Source organism: Phytobacter sp. (assembly GCF_059074235.1).
Window position 1 is genome coordinate 454,636 of the sequence record NZ_JCACPZ010000004.1, and the last position, 26,371, is coordinate 481,006.

20 protein-coding genes are annotated in these 26,371 nt (G+C 52.4%); 2 read left to right on the top strand and 18 right to left on the bottom strand.

Annotation, left to right across the window (positions count from 1 at the left end; all coding sequences use genetic code 11):
• Window positions 1–169: 169 nt before the first annotated feature.
• The 4 genes from mukB to cmoM are packed head-to-tail and all read right to left on the bottom strand — an operon-like array spanning window position 170 to window position 7,412.
• Window positions 170–4,618 carry a chromosome partition protein MukB gene (mukB, locus tag AC5JPW_RS06230; protein ID WP_494238939.1) on the bottom strand — a complete coding sequence of 1,483 codons (4,449 nt, stop codon included), beginning with the start codon at window positions 4,616–4,618 and terminating at the stop codon, window positions 170–172.
• Window positions 4,618–5,322, bottom strand: coding sequence for a chromosome partition protein MukE (mukE, locus tag AC5JPW_RS06235; RefSeq protein ID WP_494238941.1), 705 nt, complete (start codon window positions 5,320–5,322; stop codon window positions 4,618–4,620). The genes mukB and mukE overlap by 1 nt, the downstream gene beginning before the upstream one ends.
• The gene (gene mukF / locus AC5JPW_RS06240; RefSeq protein ID WP_494238943.1) at window positions 5,303–6,625 is read right to left on the bottom strand and encodes a chromosome partition protein MukF; all 1,323 of its coding nucleotides are present in this window, start codon (window positions 6,623–6,625) and stop codon (window positions 5,303–5,305) included. Before mukF ends, mukE begins: the two co-directional genes overlap by 20 nt.
• A complete protein-coding gene (gene cmoM / locus AC5JPW_RS06245; protein ID WP_494238945.1) occupies window positions 6,618–7,412 on the bottom strand; it encodes a tRNA uridine 5-oxyacetic acid(34) methyltransferase CmoM in 795 nt (264 codons plus the stop codon). Before cmoM ends, mukF begins: the two co-directional genes overlap by 8 nt.
• Before the next feature lie 118 nt (window positions 7,413–7,530).
• Here cmoM and elyC point away from each other — a divergent pair, with 118 nt between their 5' ends.
• Entirely contained in the window at window positions 7,531–8,310 is a 780-nt protein-coding gene (elyC, locus tag AC5JPW_RS06250; protein ID WP_494238947.1) for an envelope biogenesis factor ElyC, read from the top strand.
• On the opposite strand, the gene AC5JPW_RS06255 is transcribed toward elyC, so the two are convergent.
• From AC5JPW_RS06255 to AC5JPW_RS06320, 14 genes are all read right to left on the bottom strand, one after another.
• Complete coding sequence (locus AC5JPW_RS06255) at window positions 8,287–9,180, bottom strand: YcbJ family phosphotransferase (RefSeq protein WP_494238949.1); 894 nt, start codon at window positions 9,178–9,180, stop codon at window positions 8,287–8,289. The two genes, elyC and AC5JPW_RS06255, sit on opposite strands and share 24 nt — an antisense overlap.
• Before the next feature lie 139 nt (window positions 9,181–9,319).
• Window positions 9,320–10,066 carry a 3-deoxy-manno-octulosonate cytidylyltransferase gene (gene kdsB / locus AC5JPW_RS06260; protein ID WP_494238951.1) on the bottom strand — a complete coding sequence of 249 codons (747 nt, stop codon included), beginning with the start codon at window positions 10,064–10,066 and terminating at the stop codon, window positions 9,320–9,322.
• Window positions 10,063–10,245 (bottom strand): Trm112 family protein, encoded by a 183-nt coding sequence (locus AC5JPW_RS06265; RefSeq protein WP_494238953.1) that lies wholly within the window; start codon window positions 10,243–10,245, stop codon window positions 10,063–10,065. Before AC5JPW_RS06265 ends, kdsB begins: the two co-directional genes overlap by 4 nt.
• A 55-nt stretch (window positions 10,246–10,300) precedes the next feature.
• Window positions 10,301–11,530 (bottom strand): winged helix-turn-helix domain-containing protein, encoded by a 1,230-nt coding sequence (locus AC5JPW_RS06270; protein WP_494238955.1) that lies wholly within the window; start codon window positions 11,528–11,530, stop codon window positions 10,301–10,303.
• Between the two features lie 39 nt (window positions 11,531–11,569).
• Window positions 11,570–12,547, bottom strand: a complete 978-nt coding sequence (gene lpxK, locus AC5JPW_RS06275; protein ID WP_494238957.1) for a tetraacyldisaccharide 4'-kinase — start codon at window positions 12,545–12,547, stop codon at window positions 11,570–11,572.
• On the bottom strand, window positions 12,544–14,292 hold the full coding sequence (gene msbA, locus AC5JPW_RS06280; RefSeq protein WP_494238959.1) for a lipid A ABC transporter ATP-binding protein/permease MsbA: 1,749 nt from the start codon (window positions 14,290–14,292) through the stop codon (window positions 12,544–12,546). The genes lpxK and msbA overlap by 4 nt, the downstream gene beginning before the upstream one ends.
• A gap of 36 nt (window positions 14,293–14,328) precedes the next feature.
• Entirely contained in the window at window positions 14,329–16,593 is a 2,265-nt protein-coding gene (locus tag AC5JPW_RS06285) for a ComEC family protein (protein ID WP_494238961.1), read from the bottom strand.
• 219 nt (window positions 16,594–16,812) lie between these two features.
• Complete coding sequence (ihfB, locus tag AC5JPW_RS06290; RefSeq protein ID WP_437431301.1) at window positions 16,813–17,097, bottom strand: integration host factor subunit beta; 285 nt, start codon at window positions 17,095–17,097, stop codon at window positions 16,813–16,815.
• Between the two features lie 215 nt (window positions 17,098–17,312).
• Window positions 17,313–18,986, bottom strand: a complete 1,674-nt coding sequence (gene rpsA, locus AC5JPW_RS06295) for a 30S ribosomal protein S1 (RefSeq protein WP_494238964.1) — start codon at window positions 18,984–18,986, stop codon at window positions 17,313–17,315.
• Between the two features lie 112 nt (window positions 18,987–19,098).
• Window positions 19,099–19,782, bottom strand: a complete 684-nt coding sequence (gene cmk / locus AC5JPW_RS06300) for a (d)CMP kinase (protein ID WP_494238966.1) — start codon at window positions 19,780–19,782, stop codon at window positions 19,099–19,101.
• Window positions 19,783–19,953: 171 nt separating this feature from the next.
• Window positions 19,954–20,718, bottom strand: a complete 765-nt coding sequence (loiP, locus tag AC5JPW_RS06305) for a metalloprotease LoiP (protein ID WP_494238968.1) — start codon at window positions 20,716–20,718, stop codon at window positions 19,954–19,956.
• Window positions 20,719–20,855: 137 nt separating this feature from the next.
• Entirely contained in the window at window positions 20,856–22,139 is a 1,284-nt protein-coding gene (gene aroA / locus AC5JPW_RS06310; protein ID WP_494238970.1) for a 3-phosphoshikimate 1-carboxyvinyltransferase, read from the bottom strand.
• Window positions 22,140–22,210: 71 nt separating this feature from the next.
• Window positions 22,211–23,299 (bottom strand): 3-phosphoserine/phosphohydroxythreonine transaminase, encoded by a 1,089-nt coding sequence (gene serC / locus AC5JPW_RS06315; protein ID WP_494238972.1) that lies wholly within the window; start codon window positions 23,297–23,299, stop codon window positions 22,211–22,213.
• A 162-nt stretch (window positions 23,300–23,461) separates the two neighbouring features.
• Entirely contained in the window at window positions 23,462–24,154 is a 693-nt protein-coding gene (locus AC5JPW_RS06320; protein ID WP_494238974.1) for a DUF421 domain-containing protein, read from the bottom strand.
• Between the two features lie 140 nt (window positions 24,155–24,294).
• On the opposite strand from AC5JPW_RS06320, the gene ycaO reads away from it, so the two are divergent.
• Window positions 24,295–26,055, top strand: coding sequence for a 30S ribosomal protein S12 methylthiotransferase accessory factor YcaO (gene ycaO / locus AC5JPW_RS06325; RefSeq protein ID WP_494238976.1), 1,761 nt, complete (start codon window positions 24,295–24,297; stop codon window positions 26,053–26,055).
• Window positions 26,056–26,371 lie beyond the last annotated feature (316 nt).

The following is a 26,371-nucleotide window of genomic DNA, read 5'->3' on the forward strand; positions in this document are numbered from 1 at the left end:
GTTTCTCAGTAAACCAAAAACACTTCAGTCTTCATCTAATTATATAAAGACAAAAAAGCATTTGCCTTGCCAAATGTAAAGAAGTTTAAAGACTGGTGGCCGCTCAGCGGACCTGTTTCAGAAAAGAAAAAGGGCGGCATTTCTGCCGCCCTTATAAACGATGAGACCGTCAGGATGCGTCAGCCGTTCCAGGTAGGGTTTCCGGTAACTGAGCGGCAAAACCGCGCAGGCCGACGACATGCACATGCTCGTTATTGTGCACAACCTTACGTACCAGCTTATAGGTTGTCCCTTTCTCCGGACTGATATTTTCCGGAGCCGCGATAATCAGCTGCATCTCCAGGCGTTCACACAGTTCGAACAAAGTGGCAATGGAACGGGCATCAAGGCGCGCAGCTTCATCCAGGAACAGCAGTCGGCATGGAGAGATGTCTTTACCACGCAGACGACGTGATTCGTCTTCCCAGCTCTGCACCACCATGACCAGAATCGACATCCCGGTACCGATCGCTTCCCCAGTAGAGAGCGCACCAGATTCCGCACGTAACCAGCCGTCTGAACCACGATTAACCTCAACTTCCATTTCCAGATAGTTACGATAATCCAGTAACTCTTCACCGATGGTTTGCGGCGTACGCTGCCCAAGGTCAATCTGCGGGTTCAGGCGCTGGTACAGCTTCGCCAGCGCTTCCGAGAAGGTCAGACGGTTGCTGTTAAACAGATCCTGATGCTGTTCATGTTGCTCAGAAAGCACTGTCAGCAAGGTCGCGTGGGTTTCACGTACGTTCACATTCAGTCGAACGCTGTTCACCTGACCAAAGGAGACACTTTGCAGCCCCTGGTTCAGCACACGGATACGGTTCTGCTCGCGCTGGATGGTTTTACGAATAATGTTCGCCACACTGCGGGAGCTGATGGCCAGTTTCTGTTCGCGGGAGGTTAACTCTTCCGTCAGACGACTCAGTTCAATTTCCATCTGCTCGATGGCTTCGACTGGATCATCAGTACGGATAATATCCTGACGAATACGTTCACGCAGATGCTGATAAACCGCCACGAAGAACTGAATCTTGCGCTCTGGGCGCTTCGGATCTTCCGACATGCGCAGAACGTCGCGCAGATGTTCGTTGTCCGCCACCGCAAGGCGCAATGCACCCAACGCTTTATCCGACATCGAACGCAGTTCGTCGCCAGATTGATAGGCCAGTTCACGGCGGTGGAGACGACGTTCAACGCCATTCTCTTTCACCATCCGCATAACCGCGCACCAGCCCGCTTTGGCGGTCACCACTTGTTCACGCACTTCGTGATAATCACGCTCCAGACGGCGCAATTTGCGGGTCAGGTTATCCATTTCCGCTTCACAGAACGTCAGCGCTTTTTCGAGCTGATTACGGCGCGCACGGTTGCCGGAAAGCTGGGCATGGAGCTCATCACGACGAATCCGTGCACGCTCTTCCGCACCGCTGTCCGCACGGACACCGATATCCTGCAGTTCTTTTTGCAGATCGTTAAGCAACTCTTTTTTAGTATCAAAGGAGCTTTTCAGCGACGCCATGACCTGATTGTACTGACTGAGCTGAGCCGCATGGCTACGCAGCGCTTCACGCGTACGGCTACGTTCGGCTTCCGCCTGCTCCAGACGTTGGCGCAATTTCTCGTTAAGGTCGTTGTTACCGCTGAGCATTTCCGCAGAATCGGAATAGCTAAAGTGCGCACGACGCTGAACCACTTCCGTCAGGGCAAAGGCCTGCTGACGGGCATCTCGTTGCGCTTGTTGCGACAACGCATAATCTTCTTTTAACTGTTCAAACTGTTCCGGATCGTTTTGCAGTACGGAAACCACCGGTTCGAGCTTCGCCAGTTGGTTGCCAAACTGTTGGATGAAGCGAGCGGCTTCCTGCGCTTCGTCCAGACGTTCCTGAATCTCGTCAACGCGGTCAGCAAGCGTCTCATCCGCCAGCAGGCTCAGACGTGGCAGGAGACGGTTAAGCTGCGCCACGCCCTCTTTCGCTTGCTCGAACTGCGTACGGTTTTGCTGGTTATCATTTTCATGCGCACTGATTGCCCGCTCCAGCTCACCACGGCGGATGTTGAGGGTGCGAATTTCCGCTTCCGGATCGGCGTCAAATGCCACCGACAGGTGACTGCCGATAAAGCGGCTGAAGGCCTGGTGCAGACGCTGCGTTTTTTGCACATCGAAAGACAGAGTAGCAAAGCGTTCAGACAGCTCTTCGCGCTCAGCGTGGAGGCTCTCGATACGGCTTTCACGCGCGGCACGACCAAACAACGGTACAGAAGGGAAGCGCGAATAACGCCACTGCCGGTCAGCAATTTTCACGACAACAGCTTTTTCCAGTTCATCCACACCGAAAACGCTGTCATCGAAAGACTGCGGGTCCCCTTCAATCAAATAGAGATCTTCCGGGCAGTCGTCCAGGCCTTCCAACAGTTCCGACACCAGCGATAAATCCGGGACGACGATGGCATGGCGTGAAGGGCCATAAAGCGCAGAATAATACGGCGCATCTTCCAGGCTGACGTCGTCATAGATTTCTGACAGCAGCACGCCCCCGAAACGTTCGGCGAGGGTGTTCAGGCGACCATCTTCTGCCCCGCCAGGCTGGCTCAGGCGTTCAATTTCTTCATCTACCGCTCGTTTGCGCGCGCCAACCTCATCGCGTTCCACGATGGCTTCACGCTCACGCTCCAGCAATTGCTGGAGGTATTCGGTCACATCCTGACCGGATTCAAACTGCTCACCACTCTGTTCACACAGTTGCGTCAGGCTGCTCTGCGCCGCCAGCCAGACTGGCGCACGCTGAGTCAGCGTCTGAATACGTGACTGCAGCTGTTCCTGCTCCTGGCGTAGCGCCATACGCTGTTCGCCTGCGGTGGAAACCTGCTCCGACAGCACTGCAATTTGTGCTTCCAGCTCCTGATGCAACGACTCAAGCTCTTCGGCATCATATTTTTTGCCCTGGCGTTTGCAAAACTCAGCCAGCAGTCGCTCGGCTTCCTGCTGCTCACGCAGACGCTGTTCAAGCTCATTGAGACGCATACGCAGTGATTGCGCTTCACCCGCATGGTGGCGCTGGTTGGCGCTGTCACGCAGCAGGTCACGCGCCACATTCCAGGCATCGCCACGCGCCAGCGGACCGTTAATCGCAACAACTAGCTGGTAGGCCTGCTCAAACTGGCTGTGCGCCGTTTGTGCCACGCTCATGCGTTGATCCAGCACCAGTAATTTTTCAGTCGCTTCGAGCTCTTTCGCCTGGAAGGTTTCCAGCCATTCATCCGCCGTTTCTGACGTCAGATCCGGCAATTTACACAGATCTCTGGCACGCTGGAGGGCCTGCAATGCCTGGTTATATTGAATGGCTCGGGTTTGCTGCACATCCAGCGCCTGCTGGTAATCGGCAAGCTGATTTTTCAGCTCATCCACTTCCAGCTCAGCCGCTTCTGCGCGAGCTTCGTTCTCTTCCTGACGATCGGCTGCCTCGGCAACCACTTCAGTTTGCTCTTCAAGGCGAATCTGCAACTCTTCCAGATCCGACTCATAGCGCTCAATTTTTTCCTGCTGACGCAGTGCTGTCTGCACCAGATTCAGGTGATCGCTGGCCGCCTGATAATCGGCTTCCAGGTCGCCCTCTGCACCATTCTGCTCAGCCAGTTCGCGTGCCATATCAACATGCTTGTACTGTTCAGCCGCCAGCTGTTGGCGTGAAGAGAAGAGATCGCGACGATCGGTGATGGCTTTATCCAGATGGATGCGACGCTCATTAGCATGGCGCATATAATCCGCCGCCACATAGTTAGTGGCTTCGCTGATCAGGTGCTTGAACAGGTCACGGTCCGACTGAGTAACACGAATGGCTTCAAGCGTCATTCGGTTCTCTCTCAGTGCCGCTTCCATGTCCTGGAAGGCCTTACGTACACCACTGTTTTCAGGCAACAGGTAGTCGCGCAAAGAACGCGTAATTGCACTCGAGATACCGCCGTAGAGCGAGGCTTCAATCAGGCGGTAGAACTTGCTACGGTCAGATGCAGTACGCAGACGGCGGGCAACAATCCCCAAATCAAACATCAGCGCATGGTAGTCGGTGATGGAGTTAAATTGCTTAAACTGCACCCCTTCCATCGCATCGAGTTTGTCTTTTACTTCCTGCAAAGGCAGCACACGTGCCTGACGTTCGTTGAGTGTTTCCGTCAGCAATTGTGTCGGTAAAAAGGCGGTCGGCAGCCCCTGGATTGCAAAAGGTTTGATGTCGACTTTACGGTCGCGGCCTGCGACCTGCTGTAAACGCACCCCGACCAGCACACGCTGATGACGAGAGTTGATCACGTCCAACACGGCATAACAGACGCCGGCTTTTAATTTACCGTGCAGGCCTTTATCTCTGGAACCCGAGGTTGCCCCCGCTTCCGTGGTATTACGGAAATGAAGTAGCGTCAGATCGGGAATCAGTGCCGTGACAAAAGCGGCCATGGTGGTGGACTTACCCGCACCGTTACCCCCGGATAAGGTGGTGACCAGCTCATCCAGGTCAAACGTGCGGGCAAAGAAACCGTTCCAGTTAATCAGCGTCAGTGAGCGAAATTTACCGCGATCAATCATTATTCTTCCTCTCCACTATCCGGCTGGCTCTCTTCTGGCTCATCATTGAGCTGCAGGTGATTTTCGACAGGCATAGCTTCACCATCACGGATTAAGCGACGCTGCGCTTCACGGGCATCGTCTCCGGAGCGCACATCAGCACCAAAGCGGAACACGGATTCAGTTATCCGGAACTTGCTGCTGTCATTTCCCATAAACCAGACCATGCCAAGACGGCGCAGGCGATTAAGGGAGGAACGCATTTTTTCCTGCAATTTCTGTCGATCAAGGTCAGAACCGGTTGAGCGGTTATTCACCAACTTCAGCAGGCGACTTTCGTCAGCTAATGACAGGAGTTCGTCATAAAGTTCCTGCTGGGTGAAAATCCCTTCGTTGGCCAGACGCTCCGGGCTGAGATAGAGGTAGCAGAGAATTTTACCCACCATCATATCCAGCTCAGACAGCACCGAACGTGGGATCAGCGTTGTGGAACGCGGACGCAGGTAGAAAAAACCTTCCGGTGCACGCAGTAACTCTACGTTATACCGGGCGTAGAACTCTTCCAGATACTCCTGAAAATCCATCAAGAAAGCGTGATTATCCAGCTCATCAAGACCGATATGACGGCCTGAGCGCAACGCGCTGTCGAGTGCCGGAAAAAGGGAATTCGAGAGTGCCTGGGCCAGTTTAACCGGCATCATTTGTTCAATATTTGTCAATGACATGTGCCTGTACCTTGGCTCCGTAATCATTAATCGGCTGCCATTTTGGTGGCAGTCCGGTGAAGTCTGCTTGCGCCACGCCAAGGCGCACCGCCTGATCAATGACGATCCTTGCAACATCAAAGTGCCGCGCACGTGGGTATCGCAGCAGATATTCGCGTACAACCAGGCCGAGATCCAGTGGGGTTTCTCTGGTTTTATAGATAGCCAACTGTTCTTCGATCATCGCCGCAAGTTGTTCGCGAATTTCGTTGAATTCTTCGAACTCCAGATCCGGAGGAAGCTCCCCCATCACCTCTTCATCGCGCAATGTCATCTCTTCATCACGCATATCCAGTAACCTGTCGGCGTTGGCATAGGTGAGCGCCCAGGGAGCATCGAAATAGGACTGAACGGACTGGCGCAGACGCTGGGCAAACACGCGGTTTTTGTCCATATCAATCGCAGTACGGATAAATTTGTGCACGTGGCGGTCATAACCGATCCACAAGTCGATGGCCTGTTGGCCCCAACTGACAATACGGTCCAGCTTGCTTTGCAGATCGAAAACCAGGCGATCGATGAACTCAAGGTCGTTGTGGGCCAGGATCGCATCCTGAATTTGCAACAGGTTCGCCTGCAGTTTATCCCCCGCCGCATCCAGCGTGTCCTGCAGTTCTCGCAGCGTACCGGAAGTTTCTGACAGTAAAAGTTCGCAGCTTGAAATCGCCGCGCGCCAGTCTTTGTTCAAGAGCTGGGCAATATCGTCTTTCACCAGTTGCTGCTGCTCGTCCATCACGCGCTGCGTCAAATCGATGCTGTCGAAGATCTCCGCCACGGAGTATTTCAATGGCGCATACACATTGCGGTGCCAGTGGAATTCATCCCCGCCTTCATCTGCAGCATCGGCGGCACGTTTTAATTCCCCGGCCACAATGGAAAGCTGCATGGAGAGACGCAGCGTGGAAAATTCACGCTGGCGAATATAGTAGTCCGTGATCCCGATCCCCAGTGGGGTCAGGCGATAGATAGCATTGCCTTCGGTAAGCTCGCTGGTAAAACGGTTTAATAAGCGCTGACGCACCATATCGTTGATGGCGTTGTTGGCGCGTTGGGTGATGGTTTCACTGCTTTGCTCGAACGCGTCGCTGACATGGCGAAACGCATCCACCAGCTCTCCTTCGCTCATTTCACCATCCAGTCGTTCACTGTTTAACGTGGCGACCGCCAGCAAAAATGAGAGTCTGTCCACCGGCAATGCGATGGAAAAATCATTTTTTCTGGCCCAGGCAACCAGTTCGGGAACCGTCTGGGAAAATTCACTCATCGTTCATCCTTTCATCTCTCTGCGGCTTGAGCGCGGTCACGTGAATATAACGACCCAGGCTAACATAGGGCTCCTGACGACAATATTGCGTTTCAAGTTCCAGTAATGCGGCATAGCAGTCATGCTGCTGCTGTTTGTCTCGCAGGTAATCATGAAAAACGCGGACACCGGTTTTCCCGGTAATATGCCAGCCAATCTCTTTGAGCCAGCCATAGACCTCATCCGGATGGCGCGGATAATCCGGGGACAAGGTACGCTTTTTCTTCTTAGGCATTCCTGCCAGCACGTAGTCGAAATTGCCCACGACCATATTGCGCATCAGCAGGCCGTTTGCATTGTAGAACATCAACGACAGCGCACCACCCGGAGACAGAACTGACCACAGCGTACGTAAAACACTCTCAGGTTCAGCAACCCATTCAAGCACCGCATGGAACAATATCAGATCAACCGACGATTCCAAATGCTGTGCAATATCCTGAGCGGCGCATTGTACAAAATGCATGTTACCGCTCACACCTTTCTCTTCTGCCGCCACTTTTGCGCGGGCAATCATCTCCTGGGAGACGTCGCACAAAGTGACATGATGGCCCCGTTGCGCCATCTGTATTGCCGTCTGTCCTTCGCCTCCGCCAGCATCCAACACACGAAGTTTTTTCTCGCCAAACCCGGAAAGCAAGGTCTCCAGATCTTGCCAGAGGATCGCCTGACGCAGTTGGCCCTTTGTCGTGCCATAAATATTACGCGAGAACTTTTCCGCGATGCCGTCGAAATTACGATCCTTCATGACTGCTCCACGATCCTGACAAAACCGCTATTTTGTCACAGCCGTGCGGAGAATGAACCCACCTGGTGTAAGATCGCCGTGAAACGCTAGCTATATGGTCAAAAAGGAGACGGAAGCCGTGCTTTTCACCCTCAAAAAATACATTGGTGGCCTGATGTTACCCCTGCCCCTTTTGTTGCTTCTGATTGGCATGGGGCTGTTACTGGTCTGGTTTAGCCGCTGGCAGAAGGCCGGAAAAGGTCTCATCACCCTAAGTTGGCTGGTCTTATTGCTCATCAGTTTGCAGCCCGTTGCCGACAAAATGCTCCGACCGCTCGAAAGCAGCTACCCGACCTGGCGCGGCGGTGAACAGGTGAAGTACGTGGTGATTCTGGGCGGCGGTTACACCTGGAACGATAATTGGGCCCCCAGTTCCAATCTCATTAACAACAGCCTGCCTCGCCTTAATGAAGGGATCCGTTTATGGCGAGAAAACCCCGGGGCTAAATTGATCTTTACCGGTGCAGCCGCGAAAACAAACCCGGTGAGTACCGCGGAAGTGGGTGCACGCGTGGCAGAAAGTCTCGGCGTTCCGCGTAGCGAAATCATCACGCTGGATAAGCCTAAAGATACCGAAGAAGAGGCCGCCGCCGTGAAGCAAGCGATTGGGGATGTGCCTTTCTTGTTAGTGACATCCGCGTCGCATATGCCACGGGCAGTCATTTTCTTCCGTCAGGCCGGATTGCACCCACTTCCCGCTCCAGCGAATCAACTGGCGATCGATTCCCCGCTCAATCCCTGGGAACGTGTCATCCCCTCCCCGGTCTGGCTGATGCACAGTGACCGGGTCGGATACGAAACGCTGGGGCGAATCTGGCAGTGGCTTAAAGGGGATTCAGGCGAGCCAGGGCAGGAGTGATTTTGAGGCTAAATCGAAGCTGCTGCGATTGAACTGACCGGTATTGACCAGTTGCGCCACTTCATCCCACAGCAGATACAGCCAGCGTCGCCACATAAAAGCCTCCGAGACAGGCGCTCGCTGGAGGTAGTGCCAGAGCAGCCCTTCAGAGAGAGGCCCATCCGCCAGACGGAACAGTTCATATTCACGTGGGGCCCAGAGCATAATGCCTGGGCCGACCATCGCCAGCAGTTGGTCACTACGCGCGTCTTTGAGCATACTGCGCAGGTTAAAATGACCATGCACCAGCACGCAGTTGTCATTAAAACCGTCAAACAGCGCGGGCAGACACTCACGGGTTCTGAACAGAATCCGCTTATCCTGCATGGTTAACCCAGTATTTTGGTACTGATTGAGCGTCGACCAGAGAACTTCGACGCGCTGTCGGAACCACGAGGGCCAGATATTTTCCTGGGTGCTGTCGACCATACCGACACAACCCCGACTGTCCTGCCGATGCCAGGCCAAAAGCCCCTCAACAATCTGATCTTTGAGTTGCTCCCAGCGTTCAGGCGTGCGTGCTGGTGCTTCGACGGGCACACCACGCAGCCGCTCAATGAGAAGGACATCCGGGCCGGGGTGCTCTTCATGGGTCATCACGCCATAGACCACTGGCATACGTACGGTGCCACTGCGCGCCAGCATTGAGATTTTCCACGCCAGCTGTCGCGCCAGTCCAGGAGTGGTAAAGCTTCTCGCCAGCAGTGGCATCGCATTTCCCTGGCTGTCATAAAGCGACCACAACGCCGTGTCAGGTCGTTCACTGACACATTCCATTCGGCTCAGCCTTTCACCCAACAGGTGGCTCAGTTCTGCGCGCAGTTGTTCCATATAAGATTACCCTCATGAAGACCACTGCTTTTATAATGAGCGCCAGTCAGAGGGATGTCACCCTGATGAGATCAAATCAGGATGAGAATCTGGTGGAAAAATGCAAATCCCCTCCGGGCGGAGGGGATGAAAGGAGAAATTAGTGCATTTCAGCGCGAACGCGCGCCAGATCTTCCGGGGTGTCAACGCCAGTGCCTGGGATCTCAGCGGCGACGGCAACATGGATTTTCTCGCCGTACCAGAGCACGCGAAGTTGCTCAAGCATTTCAATATTTTCCAGCGGGCTGGCTTCCCAGTTTACGTAGCGACGGATAAAACCTGCGCGATAACCGTAGATCCCCAGATGACGAAGCAACGTATTGCCGATAGTTTCTTTGGAAACCGCAAAACGGTCACGATCCCAGGGAATGGTGGCGCGGGAGAAATAGAGGGCATAGCCTTCCGCATCCAGCACCACTTTTACCGCATTTGGATTAAAGGCTTCTTCTGCGCTGTGAATAGGCGCGGCGAGTGTTGCCATCCCAACCGAGCGTGCCGCCAGGTTTTCCGCGACCTGACGAATAATGGCCGATGGGATCATCGGCTCATCCCCCTGCACGTTCACAATCACCGTATCATCACTGAAGCCACACTTCTCGACCACTTCCGCAAGACGCTCTGTACCGGACTGATGATCGGCACGCGTCATACACACCTCGCCCCCGGCGGCTTCAACGGCTTTCGCCACATCAGCATGATCGGTCGCCACAATCACACGCGCTGCGCCCGACTCTCTGGCGCGCTCTAGCACATGTACCACCATCGGCTTGCCGTTAATGTCGACTAATGGCTTACCTGGCAAGCGGGTCGAGGCATAGCGAGCGGGAATAATGACGACAAAGCTCATGGGCGGTTCTCTTCTTCTGTCAGTGGACGGGCTTCAACTTCTAACAGTACCGGGATCCCTTCGCGCACCGGATAAGCGAGACTATCCAGCTTGCAGATTAACTCTTGTTTGTCCTGACTGTAATACAGTTTGCCGTTGCAAACCGGGCAGGCAATGATTTCCAGCAACCGATGATCCATATTTTCTCCTGATAAAACCGGACGTTTAATCGTTAAATATTAACATAATCGTTGATCAGACCGGGGCAATTTCCAGTCCGTGACGTATTTGGGCAAACATGCCGTCTGGTAGATGACCAAAGGTGATACGCTGCGCGCCCTGCCAGCGAGCAAATTCAGCAATGGCGCCAGAAAGCCCTTTTTCGAGAGCCTGGCCCGGTTTCACGTCAGATTCAAGATAGAGCGCGATAACTTCAAGGACGCCCTCTTTGCGATGCATTTTGGCATCCATTCGCCCCACAAGACGGCCGCGGTGAAGCAGCGGTAACACGAAGTATCCGAACTGGCGTTTTGCCGCGGGCGTGTAGCACTCGAGCCGGTAGCTAAAGTTGAAAAGTTGCTCAGCCCGTTTACGATCCCATACCACCGGGTCAAAAGGCGAAAGCACGGCACTGTGGGTGGCGGTTAATTTTCCGGCGATATTCTGTTCCAGCAATGGCAACAGATCGGTATGCAGCCAGGCCGGGCCGAGGGTTTCAACATCCACCGGCACGATGACATTTTCTTCCTGCAATTTTTCAAGTAAGACAGGTAAGGCTGGTTGGCGCAGGCGATAGTAGTCAGCCAGCCATTGTGCGCGAAAAACACCGAGGCTACGGACGCTGTTTACCAACATCAAGTGTTCTGCATCCGCTTGGGACAAGAGGTCGCGTTCATCATCCCAGTGTGGCATGACGCGTGTGGTGAGATCGTAGACGCGTTGGAAATTGCGCCGCTCAATCACCATCACCTTACCCGCAGTGAACAGCCCTTCAAGATGGCGTTTATGTGGCTTCCATTCCCACCAGCCACTTGCACCTTTACGCGGATGTTCAAAATCAGCAGAGCGAACCGGGCCGTTGTGGTGAATATGCGTTAGCAGAGCGTCAATCTCTTGCGCATGTTCATGCATCCACTCTTTACGGTATTTCCAGCCCATGTTGTCAGGCGCAAGCATCCGATGACGAATCAACTGAAAATCGCTGCGCGGTAAAAAGCAGGCTTCGTGCGCCCAGTACTCCATCAGCTCGCCGCGGCTTAGCGCCTCATCCAACCATTGCGGAGAATAGTGACCGAGACGACTGAACAGTACAAGGTAGGGGCTTCTGGCGACAATATTGATGGTATCGATTTGCAGCAATGACATGCGCTGGATGGTAGAGAGAATATCTCCCGGCTTTGCTTTTCGCGTCGGTTTTCGAAGTAACCCCTGGGCGGCAAGATGGAGATTACGGGCGACTTGCAATGAAATTTGCGGCACTGACATAGGCTTCCCGGTCTAAAACGAGGTGCAGCCGCCAGAGCGTTAATGCACCAGGGTTAACAATTCCTGCAGCAGTTTTTCTGCTTGCTCATGCGCAAGATGAGCATCAACAGGCAGATACCACCAGTTTTCTTCTGCAAAATCGCGGCATTTCACGGCGTCTTTTTCCGTCATGATCAGCGTCTGCCCTGCTTTCAATAGTTTTGCGACATCCGCATGTGACAGCGCCTGGTGGTCGGCCAGCGCAACGGTCAGCTCAGGCGTCACGCCACACTGAGCAAGCGTAGCAAAAAAACGCGGAGGATGACCGATACCCGCCATCGCAACCAGATGCTGTAATTCGCGAACATCACGGCGCTCGCCAGTGCGCAGATTGACTGCCTGTCCGGGCTCCAGCTGCATAGCAATTTCCGAGCCCAAAGTCACGCCACCGTTGGTGATCACGGCATCGACTGTTTTCAGACGTGATGCCCGTTCGCGCATTGGACCTGCCGGTAACCACCAGCCATTACCGAAACGGCGGACGCCATCAATGACCACAATCTCTTTATCACGGTGCAGCCGATAATGCTGTAGACCATCGTCAGTGATAACAATTTGTACCGGATCATGATCCAGCAGTGCCTGTACGGCGTCAACACGGACAGGTGATACCGCAACAGGCGCGCCCGTACGCTGATAAATCAACACCGGCTCATCGCCAGCTTGCGCCGTTGTGGTCTCAGGAGCTAGCACCAGTGGGTACTGAGGTGCTTTACCGCCATACCCGCGTGAAACAACGCCTACGCGAATACCACGCTGCTGCAGTTGCTCCACCAGCCAGATCACAACGGGCGTTTTACCATTACCACCCGCGGTGAGATTACCCACCACGACGACAGGTACCGGCGCACGCCAGGGCTTTCTCAACCCCCACCGCCAGCTCAGCCGAATCATGCCACTTACCAGGCCATACAGCCAGGAAAGCGGCAATAAGAGCAGCCAGAGCGGTGATTCGCCGGACCAGATTCGCGCTATCATTCGCCAAACTGCATTTTATGCAATTGTGCGTAAACGCCGCGGTGCTCCAGCAGTTCGGCATGGCTACCACGTTCAACAATGCGACCATCTTCGACAACGACAATTTCATCAGCCTGTTCAATGGTAGACAGTCGGTGCGCGATAACCAGCGACGTCCTGTTTTTCTGCAGTTCGTTGAGTGCCGCCTGAATCGCACGCTCAGATTCGGTATCCAGCGCGGATGTCGCTTCATCAAGAATCAGGATTGGGCTGTCACGCAGCAAGGCGCGGGCAATGGCGATACGCTGGCGCTGACCGCCGGAGAGCAATACGCCGTTCTCGCCAATAATGGTGTCCAGGCCGTTATCCATTTTACGGATGAAGTCCATGGCATAGGCCATTTTTGCCGCTTGCTCGATTTGCTCGCGATCGAACTCATCCGTGCGGGCATAAGCAATGTTGTTCGCAACGGTGTCATTGAAAAGATGGACATTTTGCGATACCAGAGCGACCTGATTACGCAATGAGGTCAATTTGTACTCGCGCAAATCGTGGCCATCCATGAGGATTTCGCCTTCATCGATGTCGTAAAAACGCGTGATCAAACTGGCCATCGTTGACTTACCGGAACCGGAGCGCCCAACCAGTGCGACGGTCTTCCCTGCCGGGATTTTCAAGTTGATGTTGCGTAGCGCCGGTGTTTCACGGCCAGGGTAAGTGAAAGTTACATTGCGGAATTCAATGTCGCCCTGCGCACGTTCAATGACCAGTTTGCCTTCATCTTTTTCCTGCTCGCTGTCCAGAATCGCAAACAGAGTCTGACATGCCGCCATACCGCGCTGGAACTGGGCATTGACGTTAGTCAACGACTTGAGCGGACGCATCAGTGCAATCATTGAAGAGAAGACAACAGTAATCGTACCCGCAGTCAGCGTTTCCATGACGCTTGGGAAGCTCGCGGCATACAGTACGAACGCCAGTGCCAGTGAAGCAATCAGCTGAATAATCGGATCAGAGATAGATGATGCAGAGACCATTTTCATGCCCTGCAGACGCATTTTGTTGCTGACTTTATCAAAGCGGCTGGTCTCAACTTCCTGACCACCAAACATCAGCACTTCTTTATGCCCTTTCAGCATCTGTTCTGCACTGGTGGTCACCTGCCCCATGGTGTTCTGCATATTCTTACTGATATTACGGAAGCGTTTTGACACCACACGAATGGCAAATGAGACGACAGGCGCAAGGACAATCAAAATGACCGACAGCTGCCAGCTGTAATAGAACATCATGATGAACAGGCCAATGATCGAGGCCCCTTCGCGCACAACGGTAATCAAGGCGCTGGACGATGACGACGCAACCTGCTCGGAGTCATAGGTAATACGTGACAACAGTGTCCCGGTCGATTGTTTATCAAAATAGGAGACAGGCATGCCCATCATGTGGCTAAACAAACGACGGCGCATGGTCATGACCACTTTGCCGGAAACCCACGAGATACAGTAGCTTGAGATGTAGCTGGTGATGCCGCGTAAAATCATCAGCCCGATAACCACCAGTGGCATCCACAGCAGCACTGAACGGTCCGTTTTGCCAAAACCATCATCCAGTAACGGTTTAAGAAGCGATAGCATGAAGGTATCGCTGGCTGCGTTGAGGATTAACGCTACTCCCGAGACGAACAACCCCGCTTTAAACGGCGCAATCATGGGCCAGAGGCGGCGGAATGTTTGCCATGTTGAGAGATCTTTGTCGTTATGCATTCAAAAAACCAGCACTTGTTGAAATAGCCGCATATTCTACCCGTTATCGCCAGGTACGCCAAACCACTGATGATACCAACGAGGCAAAATTTGCATTCGTAAGCTCACGATTTCCCACCCATCAGGGGAAAATGAAGCCGTAAGCTGTCCATGATGCGGGGTGTCATACCAGGCGTACGCTTGTTCGAGGTACCTTTTTTTCACTTTGGCTGAGGGCAATCGCCAGGAATTATACCGTGAAGCGGATACCAGCGCGGCCTCGCCACTGACTCGCTGAATAAACGGGGTGGCGGAAGACGTATTGCTGCCATGATGAGGCACCTGAATAAGGGTTGCCCTAAGATGCTGCCAGTAATGGCTCATCATTGCCAGTTCCGCGGGTGTTTCGATGTCACCCGTGAGTAAAACGCTCTGTTTCCCGTCATCGACTTTCACCACACAGGAGACATTGTTACCCCGCATCGGCGCATCCTTCACTGGCCAGTGTGCACTGAACGTCAGGCCTTGCCATTGCCAGGTTTCTCCACGAAAACAGGGGCGATGATTCTCCCAGCCTAAAGGACTTCTCACCCACATTTCAGGCCAGGCGCGCAAAAGAGTGTTGAGACCACCTCTATGATCAAGATGCTCATGGCTCAGGATAATCCCTTCGGGTTGCAGATTGTGCCAGCGAAGCCAGGGAACAATAAGCTGTTTTGCACTGTCTCCGCCCGGCCAGGCTAAGCCCGTGTCGTAAAGAATGGCCTTACCATTGCGTTCAATAACCATTGCAAGCCCCTGCCCCACATCCAGCATATGCACACGCCAGATGCCTGGTGGCGAACTACGAAAAAGAGGAAAGATCAGTGCGGTCATTACGGCAAGACAAAGCAAGGGTACTGATCGATAAAGATTTAAGCGCATAGCAATCAGAAGCAACCAGGGGAAGCCACCCAGGCCGAGCCAACGTGCATCAACATTTACCCATCCTGGCGGTAAGATGCGTAAGAACCAAAACAGAAATTCCAGCGAGCCGTCAGAAGCAGACCAGAGAACACTCTCAACAAATTGTGGCCCCGTAAGATGAAGTAACATTCCTGCTAAAATCAGCGGAACGGTTACAAATGTCACTAGCGGTACTGCCAGTAAGTTGGCCACCAGCGAACTCACGCTCACGCCATGAAATGAGAGAATCTGCAACGGTAGCAATAACAATGTCATACCCGCCTGCAAATACAGCAAATTGATTAACCAGCGATACCACCATGCCATTGCATCCGTCTTGAGCGGTAACCACTGATACCAAAAAATAAGTGCAGCTACGGCAAAAGCGGAAAGCCACAAACTTTGCGACAATATCGCGATGGGATCGACAAACAAGATACCAGCGACACAACAACTCCAGACTTGCCAGGCGCTCCATTGTCGACCAGAAAGACGCAACGCGGCCCATACGCCCAGTGATATTGCCGTTCTGAATGCAGGAGGTTGCATTCCAGTAAGCCAGGCGTAATAAAACGCGCAGATAGCACCGGCATAGAGAGGTAATCGCCAGTTTATCCAGTATGCCGGGAAGAAAAACTGCACTCCTCTGGTAAGCAACCCCCCCAGCACGGCCGTTAATGCGATGTGCAGCCCAGAAATCGCCATCAAATGCGCAGTGCCTGTCTCACGCATAATGTCCCTGGTATCCACATCAAGAGAGGAACGTTCTCCTAAACCTAACGCCAGCATGACCGCTTGCCAGTGAAAAGGCTCAAGTGTCTTCTTCAGTGAATTAAGGAACAGCCCCCGCCAGCTACAATCGCGACTTATGATGTTTGCGCTTAAAAAACGCCCCGTTAACGGTAGATGACTGGACAGCGCATGTCGCTGTGTATCAAACCCACCGTCATTGAGTTGACCGTGAATAGCCCTGGCTCTGATGGTCATTTCCCATTGCTGACCAACACAGACCGCCTCAGGCAAGTACTCGCCATAAAACACGATGCCCGATGCAGGATAGAGACGTTCACCATTCAGATGCGTGATGCTGGCATAGTGGGTCGTCATATGATCCGTATCGATGATGACAACCTGTACTTTCTGATTACGTCCTGGGATCTGCTCCATAGGCCACATCTGCTGTAGCGCTGCCAGTACACCCCATGCAAAAAACAGCAACGTCAGTCCAACACAGCGCAGGGCATGCTGACGCTGCATGACCAGTAAACATGCCAGCAAGATAATGGGCCAGAGATAATGCACACCAGGTAAGGTTGGCAAAAATAAGAGCGGCAGCAATCCCAGATTGATACACATCGCCAGAACGGGTAACGGCATTCACACCTCCTTGTTGCCGCGAGTGTGAATGGCTCTTTCAGAACTGTCTGGTCAGAATGTTGAGTTTTGCGGCAGCCGCTGACGGAGATCTCCGCTTTTGCATTCGGCGACAGGGAATTTGCGGGGCGGATCCAGTTATCACAAAGCAATACGCCAGAAACGAAAAAAGCACCTTATCGGTGCTTTTTGCGATGGCTAAGTTTCAATAGAAATTAAAACTTACTCATAAATATTGGCGCGGTCACGTAGTTCTTTACCCGGCTTAAAGTGCGGAACGTATTTACCTTCCAGATCCACTTTGTCGCCCGTTTTTGGGTTACGTCCGGTGCGAGGTGCACGATAGTGCAGAGAAAAACTACCGAAACCGCGGATCTCAATACGCTCACCCTGGGCGAGAGTAGAGGCCATATGCTCCAGCATCTCTTTTACTGCATCTTCCACGGCTTTCGCGGGAATATGCGAGTGCTGGCTGGCAAGTCTTTCAATCAATTCTGACTTGGTCATGATTCCTCCGGTTTCCTTCAAGGCAAATTAGCTTAACAGCTTGAACAAGGGCGGCCGTAGCCGCCCTTTGTGCTTGATTACAGGACGAAATCTGTAATCTGTCAAGTATCCTCATCATACTTCGGGTAACAGAACCATTTGTTTCGTTGCTTACCCCGGAATGAACCGGGGTTTTGCATTCAACAATCAGACGTTACTCGAATAATGCTGAGAAATTACTCGCCTTTAGCTGCTTTGAAGGCTTCAGCCATAGCGTTAGAGAAGTTACCGTCTTCCTGTTTGTTGTTAACAGTTGCGATAGCATCTTTCTCGTCAGCTTCGTCTTTAGCACGTACAGACAGGCTGATTGCACGGTTCTTACGATCAACACCGGTGAATTTAGCTTCTACATCATCACCAACGTTCAGAACCAGAGTTGCATCTTCAACGCGGTCACGTGAAGCTTCAGAAGCGCGCAGGTAACCTTCAACGCCGTCAGCCAGTTCTACGGTTGCGCCTTTAGCGTCAACTGCAGTGACTTTACCGTTTACAATTGCGCCTTTCTTATTCACTGCAACCCAGTTGTTGAACGGATCTTCTGCGAGCTGTTTAACGCCCAGAGAGATACGCTCACGCTCTGCGTCAACCTGCAGAACAACTGCTGCGATTTCGTCGCCTTTTTTGTATTCACGAACTGCTTCTTCGCCTGTAACGTTCCAGGAGATGTCAGACAGGTGAACCAGGCCGTCGATGCCGCCGTCCAGGCCGATGAAGATACCGAAGTCAGTGATAGACTTGATTTTACCTTCAACACGGTCGCCCTTGTTGTGGGTTTCCGCGAACTGCTGCCATGGGTTGTTTTTGCACTGCTTCAGACCCAGGGAGATACGACGACGTTCTTCGTCGATATCCAGAACCATAACTTCCACTACATCGCCAACGTTAACAACTTTGGACGGGTGGATGTTTTTGTTGGTCCAATCCATTTCGGAAACGTGAACCAGGCCTTCAACGCCTTCTTCGATTTCAACGAAGCAGCCGTAGTCGGTCAGGTTGGTCACGCGACCAGTCAGTTTGGTACCTTCCGGATAACGCTTAGCGATAGCGACCCAAGGATCTTCGCCCAGCTGTTTCAGGCCCAGGGATACACGAGTGCGCTCGCGGTCGAACTTCAGCACTTTAACAGTGATTTCGTCGCCAACGTTTACGATTTCGCTCGGGTGCTTAACGCGTTTCCACGCCATGTCGGTGATGTGCAGCAGGCCATCAACGCCGCCCAGATCAACGAATGCGCCGTAGTCAGTGAGGTTCTTAACGATACCTTTGACTTCCATGCCTTCCTGCAGGTTTTCCAGCAGCTGATCGCGTTCTGCGCTGTTTTCGGATTCGATAACGGCACGACGGGATACAACAACGTTGTTACGCTTCTGGTCAAGCTTGATGACTTTGAATTCAAGCTCTTTGCCTTCCAGGTGCAGGGTGTCGCGAACTGGACGCACGTCAACCAGGGAACCTGGCAGGAACGCACGAATACCATTCAGCTCAACAGTGAAGCCACCTTTAACTTTGCCGTTGATAACACCGACCACAGTTTCAGCTTCTTCGTAAGCTTTTTCCAGCGTGATCCAAGCTTCGTGACGTTTAGCTTTCTCACGGGACAGCAGGGTTTCACCGAAGCCGTCTTCTACTGCATCCAGAGCAACGTCAACTTCGTCACCAACCTGGATTTCCAGTTCGCCCTGGGCGTTTTTGAACTGCTCTGCCGGGATGGCGGACTCAGATTTCAGACCGGCGTCAACCAGTACGATATCTTTGTCGATAGCAACAACAACACCACGAACGATGGAACCCGGACGGGTTTCGATTGTTTTTAAGGATTCTTCAAATAGTTGAGCAAAAGATTCAGTCATGTTTAATCTTCAGGTTTCATATTTAACGTCCACCTGGCTCCGTGCCGGATGGGGTTGTTTAACATACCCGCTAACACTCCATTGCTGCGGGGGTACTGCAAATTCGGTCGCTTTACGCGAGAGCCAATTTTTGGCGCGCATATTGTAACGCTTTTTCAATCACTTGCTCAATACTTAAACTGGTGGAATCCAGTACTAAAGCATCAGCAGCGGGAATAAGCGGCGCAACGGGACGGTTACGATCACGATCGTCACGTTCTTTGATCTCGGCCAAAAGGCGATCAAAGTTAACACTAAAGCCTTTTTCCTGCAACTGAAGCATGCGGCGATGCGCGCGCTCTTCAGATGAGGCATCAAGGAAAATTTTGACGGGGGCATCCGGAAAAACAACCGTCCCCATATCACGTCCGTCGGCAATCAATCCCGGCGCTTCACGGAAGGCACGCTGACGACGCAACAATGCTTCACGAACGCGCGGAAATGCAGCGATCTGAGAAGCAGCGTTGGCTACTTCCTGTGTACGAATTTCGCCGCTTACGTCTTCACCCTCCAGAATCACTTCGACATTGCCATTCGTCGAAATAAAACGCACATCCAGGTGAGCCGCCAGCGGAACCAAAACCTCTTCCGAAGAGACATCAACATGATGATGCAATGCAGCCAGTGCCAGCACACGATAGATTGCGCCAGAATCCAGTAGATGCCATTGCAACGTTTCCGCCATTGCTTTGCACAGGGTGCCTTTCCCCGCACCGCTTGGCCCATCAATGGTGATTACCGGGGCAATTGCTGTCATCTTTTTCTCCTTCATTAAGGCATACCGTTAACGTGAACGCGGCGCATTATACGCTGCAACGCGAATGACCGTTACCCTCATATGCAAATAACGAAATGAACAGGATTAAGTGAGGAAGGTTTGCGCAATTATAGAGGGCTGGCAGAACGCCAGCCCGGAAGTGACAATTATTTACTTTTTGTCTGCCGCAATCCGATCGCGAATGTGCTTAGCACGCTCTGCTGAAGGCGGGTGCGAATCAAACATGGATTTTTCTGAACCAGCATCCAACTTAGCCAGTTTCTCAAAGCTTGTGACTAAGCCCTGAGTACTGATCTTACGCTTTTTAAGCAGATCGTAGGAGAAGTCATCAGCATCCGATTCCTGACTACGGGAGAAGGCGGAGTTAATCATTTTCTCCCCCAGTTCGCCGAGCTGAGAATTCGAAAGCTGGGCGCCGACGGCGCTGCTCGCAGAAATGGCATCGCGCGCTGCCAGCGTCGCATACGCGGTTTGCATGGCTTTACGGGTATGGCCCAACGCAACATGTCCCATCTCATGACCCAGCACTGCTTCAACTTCATTGTCGGTCATCATGTCCATCAGGCCGCTATAAACGCGAATACAGCCGTTGGCCATTGCCCACGCATTCACATCTTTAGTGGCATAGACTTTGTAATTAACCGGGGTACCGTCGATGGAACTGCCCAGCGCTTTGGAGATTTTTGCCAGTCGTTTGGTATAAGAACTTGAGGCCGGAGCAACGGTGTTCTGCTTATCCATCTCCGCACACGCTTCATTTGACAGTGTTTTAACGTCTGCATCGCTTAATGTCGCGGCTTTATATGCAGACATGCCTGATTTCGCCAGCGAATCAGGATCGAGACTCATTGTTTTACAGCCAGAGATCAGTGTTGCCGCAACCAGGCAACTTAAGAGTACTTTTTTATTTTTCATTACATCATCCTTGTATTAATCAATGACACCATTGGGATAAACCCGCATGAAGACTAACACTACAAGGTGATGATGTTATAACCAAAAAATGACAGGTGCGGGCTACCCTGCAATATGTTACAGAGCAGCCCGGCATATCAAGCGAGGGTACTGATGCGCGCTAGCTGCTCAAAGTAGTCAGGGAAAGTTTTCGCCGTGCATTTCGGATCGAGGATAGTCACCGGCGTGTCTGACAAGGCCACCAGTGAGAAACACATCGCCATACGGTGATCGTTGTAGGTACCGATCTCTGCATACTGGATGTGAGCAGGTGGCGTGACACGAATATAGTCTTCACCCTCTTCCACTTCGGCACCCACTTTACGCAGTTCAGTCGCCATCGCGAACAGACGGTCGGTCTCTTTCACACGCCAGTTGTAGATGTTGCGCATCGTCGTGGTGCCACGCGCAAACAGCGCCGCCGTCGCGATGGTCATCGCCGCGTCAGGGATATGGTTCATATCCATATCAATGGCGTTCAACTCGCCGCGGGTACAGGAGATAAAGTCATCGCCCCACACCACCTGCGCACCCATTTTTTCCAGTACGTCGGCAAAACGAATATCGCCCTGCACGCTGTTGCGACCAATGCCCGTCACTTTCACCGTACCGCCCTTCACGGCTGCTGCGGCAAGGAAGTAAGAAGCTGAAGAGGCATCGCCTTCCACCAGGTAGTGTCCCGGAGACTGATAACGCTGATTACCACGCACAATAAAGCGCTGGTAGTCCTGATTGTCCACTTCAACCCCAAAGGTTTTCATCAGGTGCAGCGTAATGTCGATATACGGTTTTGAGACCAGCTCGCCTTTAATGGTGATGGTCGTATCCTGCGGCGCAAGAGGAGCTGTCATCAGCAATGCCGTCAGGAACTGGCTGGAAACACTGCCATCAACCTCAACGGTACCGCCAGCAAAGCCACCACGTAAACGCAGCGGCGGGTAATTTTCTTGCTCAAGATAGTCAATCAGAGCGCCACCCTGACGCAGCGCATCGACCAGATGGCCAATCGGGCGCTCTTTCATGCGCGGTTCGCCGGTCAGTACCAGATCGTTGCTGCCCAGGCACAATGCTGCCGCCAGAGGACGCATTGCCGTACCGGCATTCCCCAGGAACAGCTCCAGCGGCTTGTCCGAAACCAGCGGACCACCAACACCGGTGACTTCACAGCGAGTACGATCATCAGACAACGTAAATGAGACGCCCAACGCACTGAGCGCATTGAGCATATGGCGTACATCGTCACTGTCCAGCAGGTTGGTCAGCACGGTGGTGCCCTCAGCAAACGCAGCCAGCAGCAAGGCGCGATTGGAGACACTTTTTGAGCCGGGCAGATTGATGGTGCCATCAACGCGCGCGATGGGTTGTAACGTCAGGGATTCCATGAAACTTAACTCTCAACAAAACGGAATAAAAAACCCCGCAGCAGGCCACGGGGGTATGAAGAAAGACCAGATTAACCGCGACGGCGTTCGAAGTCAGCCATAAAGTCAGTCAGTGCTTTCACGCCTTCCAGCGGCATCGCGTTATAGATTGAAGCGCGCATGCCACCGACTACACGATGGCCTTTCAGCGCATGCAGGCCTGCTTCCAGGGACTCTTCGAGGAAGAGTTTGTCCAGTGCGCTATCAGCCAACTGGAACGGAATATTCATGCGTGAGCGGTTCGCTTTCGCTACATCGTTGCGGTAGAAATCACTGCCATCAATCACACCGTAGAGCAGATCGGCTTTTTGCTGATTGACCTTATCCATCGCCGCCACACCACCATTGTTTTTCACCCATTTGAAGACCAGACCCGCCAGATACCAGGCAAAGGTCGGAGGGGTGTTAAACATGGAGTCATTTTCAGCCAGAATGCTGTAATCAAGAATCGACGGGCAACTCTGATGCGCTTTGCCCAACAGATCATCACGCACAATCACCAGCGTCAATCCGGCAGGACCGATGTTTTTCTGCGCACCCGCATAGATCACACCATAACGACTGATATCCAGCGGACGAGACAGAATCGTTGAAGAGTAGTCAGCCGCCACAACCACATCGCTGCCAAAGTTTGGCGTTTCATCAATTGCGATGCCATCGATGGTTTCGTTCGGGCAGTAGTGCAGGTAAGCACTGTTACCGCTGAGCTGCCATTCACTCATCGGCTTCACGCCACGCAGCCCGTCAACGGTAATTTTGGCGTCAATGACGTTCGGCGTGCAGTATTTTTTGGCTTCTTTTACTGCACTTGCCGCCCAGTAACCCGCATCAACGTAATCCGCTGTCGTCTTGTCACCCAGGATGTTCAGAGGAACACCAGCAAACTGACCGCGACCACCGCCATGGCAAAAGAGAACTTTGTAGTTTGAGGGGATGTTCAGCAGGTCACGAAAGTCCTTTTCTGCCTCTTCCGCTACCTGGATAAATTCTTTACCACGGTGGCTGATTTCCATCACCGAGGTACCAAGACCTTGCCAGTCACATAACTCTTGTTGAGCTTGTTTAAGCACATCCGCCGGTAACATTGCCGGACCTGAACTGAAATTGAAGACCTGAGCCATTTCCCCTCACCACGCTAAAAGCAATAAGTTATAACAGTGGATATCGGTTTTATCATTCAGTGACACGCGCCGCAATGTCTAAAACTTATGACCTCGCAAATGTGCTCTACTTCACACAAAACATTCTCCCGGTTAATCGTCATAAAACCGACATAATTGCTATCAGGTGATGCGAATTGCCCGGCTGGCCTTCGACCATTCTGGATTTGCGCAGCGCGGACATAATTGATGCTCTCCCTGATGCATTGCCATCACCAGGCTACAACGTGTACAGGCATAGTCGGAAGCATCCGGCACCGTGGTGTAACGGGTGGAAAAGGTTGCGGGTAAAATAGACAGACCTGGTTTCACTTCGTCATCCGGGTAATAATAAACGCTGAGCTGACCATTAGTTTCGAGTATAGCCAGCCGTACCTGTCCGAGGTGATCCACGCTACCCTGGCGCAGTTCCATAAAAAATTCGTACTCCGTGATGTTTTCCGCCTCAAGCTTTTCCCACGCCAGTTGGCCATTTTCGACAGCGACGACAGGTTTGCCTTCCAACAAATCCCCTAATCTTTCACTATGGGCCATGAGCCACATAACCAGTCGATAAAGCAGCCCCAATGTGATGAACACCACCAGCACGGGCAACATAGGAACATTATCGTAGAACGCCACATCCCCAGCCGCCGAGCCCAGCGTCAGGATAATCAACACTTCAAACAGCGACATCTGCCGCACGCCACGGCGACCTGTAATTTTGAGAAATAAGAAGACCAAAACAAAGGTATAAAGGCTACGAAGCGAGACTTCCCAGAGAAAATCAAGCGGCACCTTATCAAGCGCCATACGATGTAGATCAAACGCTTTCATTTTTAATGCCTTAGCAGCTATTTACGTTACATAAGCATAGTCAAAAGTTTTATTTTCGCCGACCGCCCGGTGAAGATAGCGTCAGTCACATAAAACCCGTATGATCGCCCGCTTTACGTACAAAAAAAGTGACTGCTGCTATGACGCAAACCTATATCCCCGGCAAAGACGCCGCACTGGAAGATTCCATCGCTCGCTTCCAGCAAAAACTGCTCGATCTTGGCTTTAATATCGAAGAGGCTTCCTGGCTGAACCCGGTACCGAATGTCTGGTCAGTGCATATTCGCGATAAAGACAGTGCGCTGTGTTTCACTAACGGTAAAGGTGCCACCAAGAAGGCGGCTCTGGCTTCCGCACTGGGTGAATATTTTGAGCGTCTGTCCACCAACTACTTCTTCGCTGATTTCTGGCTGGGCGACACCATTGCCAATGGCCCGTTCGTTCACTACCCGAACGAAAAATGGTTCCCGCTGCCGGAAGATGACGAGCTGCCGGAAGGCATTCTGGATACCCGCCTGCGTGCGTTTTATGATCCGGAGAACGAACTGACCGCAGGCATGCTCGTGGATTTGCAGTCTGGCAATGAAGCGCGTGGCATCTGTGCCCTGCCCTTTACCCGCCAGTCCGACGCGCAGACCGTCTACATTCCGATGAACATCGTCGGTAACCTGTATGTCTCTAATGGCATGTCCGCAGGCAACACCGCTAACGAAGCGCGTGTTCAGGGCTTGTCTGAAGTCTTCGAGCGTCACATCAAAAATCGCATCATCAGCGAACGCATCAGCCTGCCGGAAATTCCTGCAGATGTGCTGGCACGCTACCCGGGTGTTGTCGCCTCTATTGAGAAACTTGAAGCTGAAGGTTTCCCAATTTTTGCTTACGATGGTTCACTGGGCGGTCAGTATCCGGTCATTTGTGTTGTGCTGTTTAACCCAGCCAACGGAACCTGTTTTGCTTCCTTTGGTGCGCACCCGGACTTCGGTGTGGCGCTGGAGCGTACCGTCACTGAGCTGTTGCAGGGTCGTGGTCTGAAAGATCTGGATGTCTTTACCCCGCCAACGTTCGATGACGAAGAAGTCGCAGAACATACCAACCTCGAAACACACTTCATTGATTCCAGCGGTTCCATCTCCTGGGATCTGTTCAAGCAGGACGCTGACTATCCGTTTGCTGACTGGAGTTTTGCTGGCACGACGGAAGAAGAGTTCGCCACCCTGATGGCTATCTTCAACGCGGAAGATAAAGAAGTGTACATTGCCGACTACGAACACCTGGGCGTTTATGCCTGCCGTATCCTGGTGCCGGGTATGTCTGACATTTATCCTGCTGAAGATCTGTGGCTGGCAAACAATGCCATGGGCACTCATCTGCGCGAAACGATCCTCTCTCTGCCAGGCAGTGAATGGGAGAAAGAAGACTACCTGAATCTGATCGAGCAGCTTGATGAAGAAGGTCATGACGACTTTACCCGAGTGCGTGAGTTACTCGGTCTGGCTACCGGTAAAGACAACGGCTGGTTCACACTGCGTATTGGCGAGCTGAAAGCCATGCTTGCACTGGCAGGCGGTGATCTGGAGCAGGCGCTGTCCTGGGTTGAGTGGACGATTGAATTCAACGGCTCTGTCTTCACGGCAGAACGTGCCAATTACTATCGTTGCCTGCAGACCTTGTTACTGCTCTCGCAGGAAGAGGAGCGCCAGCCGCTTCAGTATCTGAATGCATTTGTGCGGATGTACGGTTCGGCTGCTGTCGAATCAGCAAGTGCAGCATTAAGTGGTGAAGAGCCGTTCTTCGGTCTGCAACCTGCAGATGGCACACTGGAAGCCTTCCCGGCCCATCAGGCGTTGTTAGCCGCTTACGAAAAATTACAACGTGCTAAACGTGCTTTCTGGTCGAAATAACGACAAGTAGTACGACAAAATGTAGGCTTAATGACAGGTCTACGTTATATTACGGGGCAATTTCATTGCCCCGTTTTATTTATATTTCGGCAATGCACGCCAATTGTGATAATTAAGTTAATTATGGGTAAATATATATATTAATACCCAGGGCTTATTGTTACTTTTTATGGCAATTACTCCATTTTAATTAACTGTTTCACGGGAGGCCGTATAAAAATTTTCAACACTTTTTGCAAACTTTAAACTTTATTTTTATTTTGATAATCAACAAGTTACTTCGCAATCGTGCTAAAACCCTGCGCTTTGCGGTACC

What these genes read in the sequence shown, in the direction of transcription:
- ihfB (WP_437431301.1), bottom strand. Translation starts at nt 17,097, where the DNA reads ATGACCAAGTCAGAATTGATTGAAAGACTTGCCAGCCAGCACTCGCAT.
- cmoM (WP_494238945.1), bottom strand. Translation starts at nt 7,412, where the DNA reads ATGAAGGATCGTAATTTCGACGGCATCGCGGAAAAGTTCTCGCGTAAT.
- cmk (WP_494238966.1), bottom strand. Translation starts at nt 19,782, where the DNA reads ATGACAGCAATTGCCCCGGTAATCACCATTGATGGGCCAAGCGGTGCG.
- AC5JPW_RS06270 (WP_494238955.1), bottom strand. Translation starts at nt 11,530, where the DNA reads ATGTCAGTGCCGCAAATTTCATTGCAAGTCGCCCGTAATCTCCATCTT.
- kdsB (WP_494238951.1), bottom strand. Translation starts at nt 10,066, where the DNA reads ATGAGCTTTGTCGTCATTATTCCCGCTCGCTATGCCTCGACCCGCTTG.
- aroA (WP_494238970.1), bottom strand. Translation starts at nt 22,139, where the DNA reads ATGGAATCCCTGACGTTACAACCCATCGCGCGCGTTGATGGCACCATC.
- msbA (WP_494238959.1), bottom strand. Translation starts at nt 14,292, where the DNA reads ATGCATAACGACAAAGATCTCTCAACATGGCAAACATTCCGCCGCCTC.
- mukF (WP_494238943.1), bottom strand. Translation starts at nt 6,625, where the DNA reads ATGAGTGAATTTTCCCAGACGGTTCCCGAACTGGTTGCCTGGGCCAGA.
- AC5JPW_RS06265 (WP_494238953.1), bottom strand. Translation starts at nt 10,245, where the DNA reads ATGGATCATCGGTTGCTGGAAATCATTGCCTGCCCGGTTTGCAACGGC.
- AC5JPW_RS06320 (WP_494238974.1), bottom strand. Translation starts at nt 24,154, where the DNA reads ATGAAAGCGTTTGATCTACATCGTATGGCGCTTGATAAGGTGCCGCTT.
- serC (WP_494238972.1), bottom strand. Translation starts at nt 23,299, where the DNA reads ATGGCTCAGGTCTTCAATTTCAGTTCAGGTCCGGCAATGTTACCGGCG.
- AC5JPW_RS06285 (WP_494238961.1), bottom strand. Translation starts at nt 16,593, where the DNA reads ATGCCGTTACCCGTTCTGGCGATGTGTATCAATCTGGGATTGCTGCCG.
- mukB (WP_494238939.1), bottom strand. Translation starts at nt 4,618, where the DNA reads ATGATTGATCGCGGTAAATTTCGCTCACTGACGCTGATTAACTGGAAC.
- rpsA (WP_494238964.1), bottom strand. Translation starts at nt 18,986, where the DNA reads ATGACTGAATCTTTTGCTCAACTATTTGAAGAATCCTTAAAAACAATC.
- loiP (WP_494238968.1), bottom strand. Translation starts at nt 20,718, where the DNA reads ATGAAAAATAAAAAAGTACTCTTAAGTTGCCTGGTTGCGGCAACACTG.
- lpxK (WP_494238957.1), bottom strand. Translation starts at nt 12,547, where the DNA reads ATGATAGCGCGAATCTGGTCCGGCGAATCACCGCTCTGGCTGCTCTTA.
- AC5JPW_RS06255 (WP_494238949.1), bottom strand. Translation starts at nt 9,180, where the DNA reads ATGGAACAACTGCGCGCAGAACTGAGCCACCTGTTGGGTGAAAGGCTG.
- mukE (WP_494238941.1), bottom strand. Translation starts at nt 5,322, where the DNA reads ATGTCATTGACAAATATTGAACAAATGATGCCGGTTAAACTGGCCCAG.
- ycaO (WP_494238976.1), top strand. Translation starts at nt 24,295, where the DNA reads ATGACGCAAACCTATATCCCCGGCAAAGACGCCGCACTGGAAGATTCC.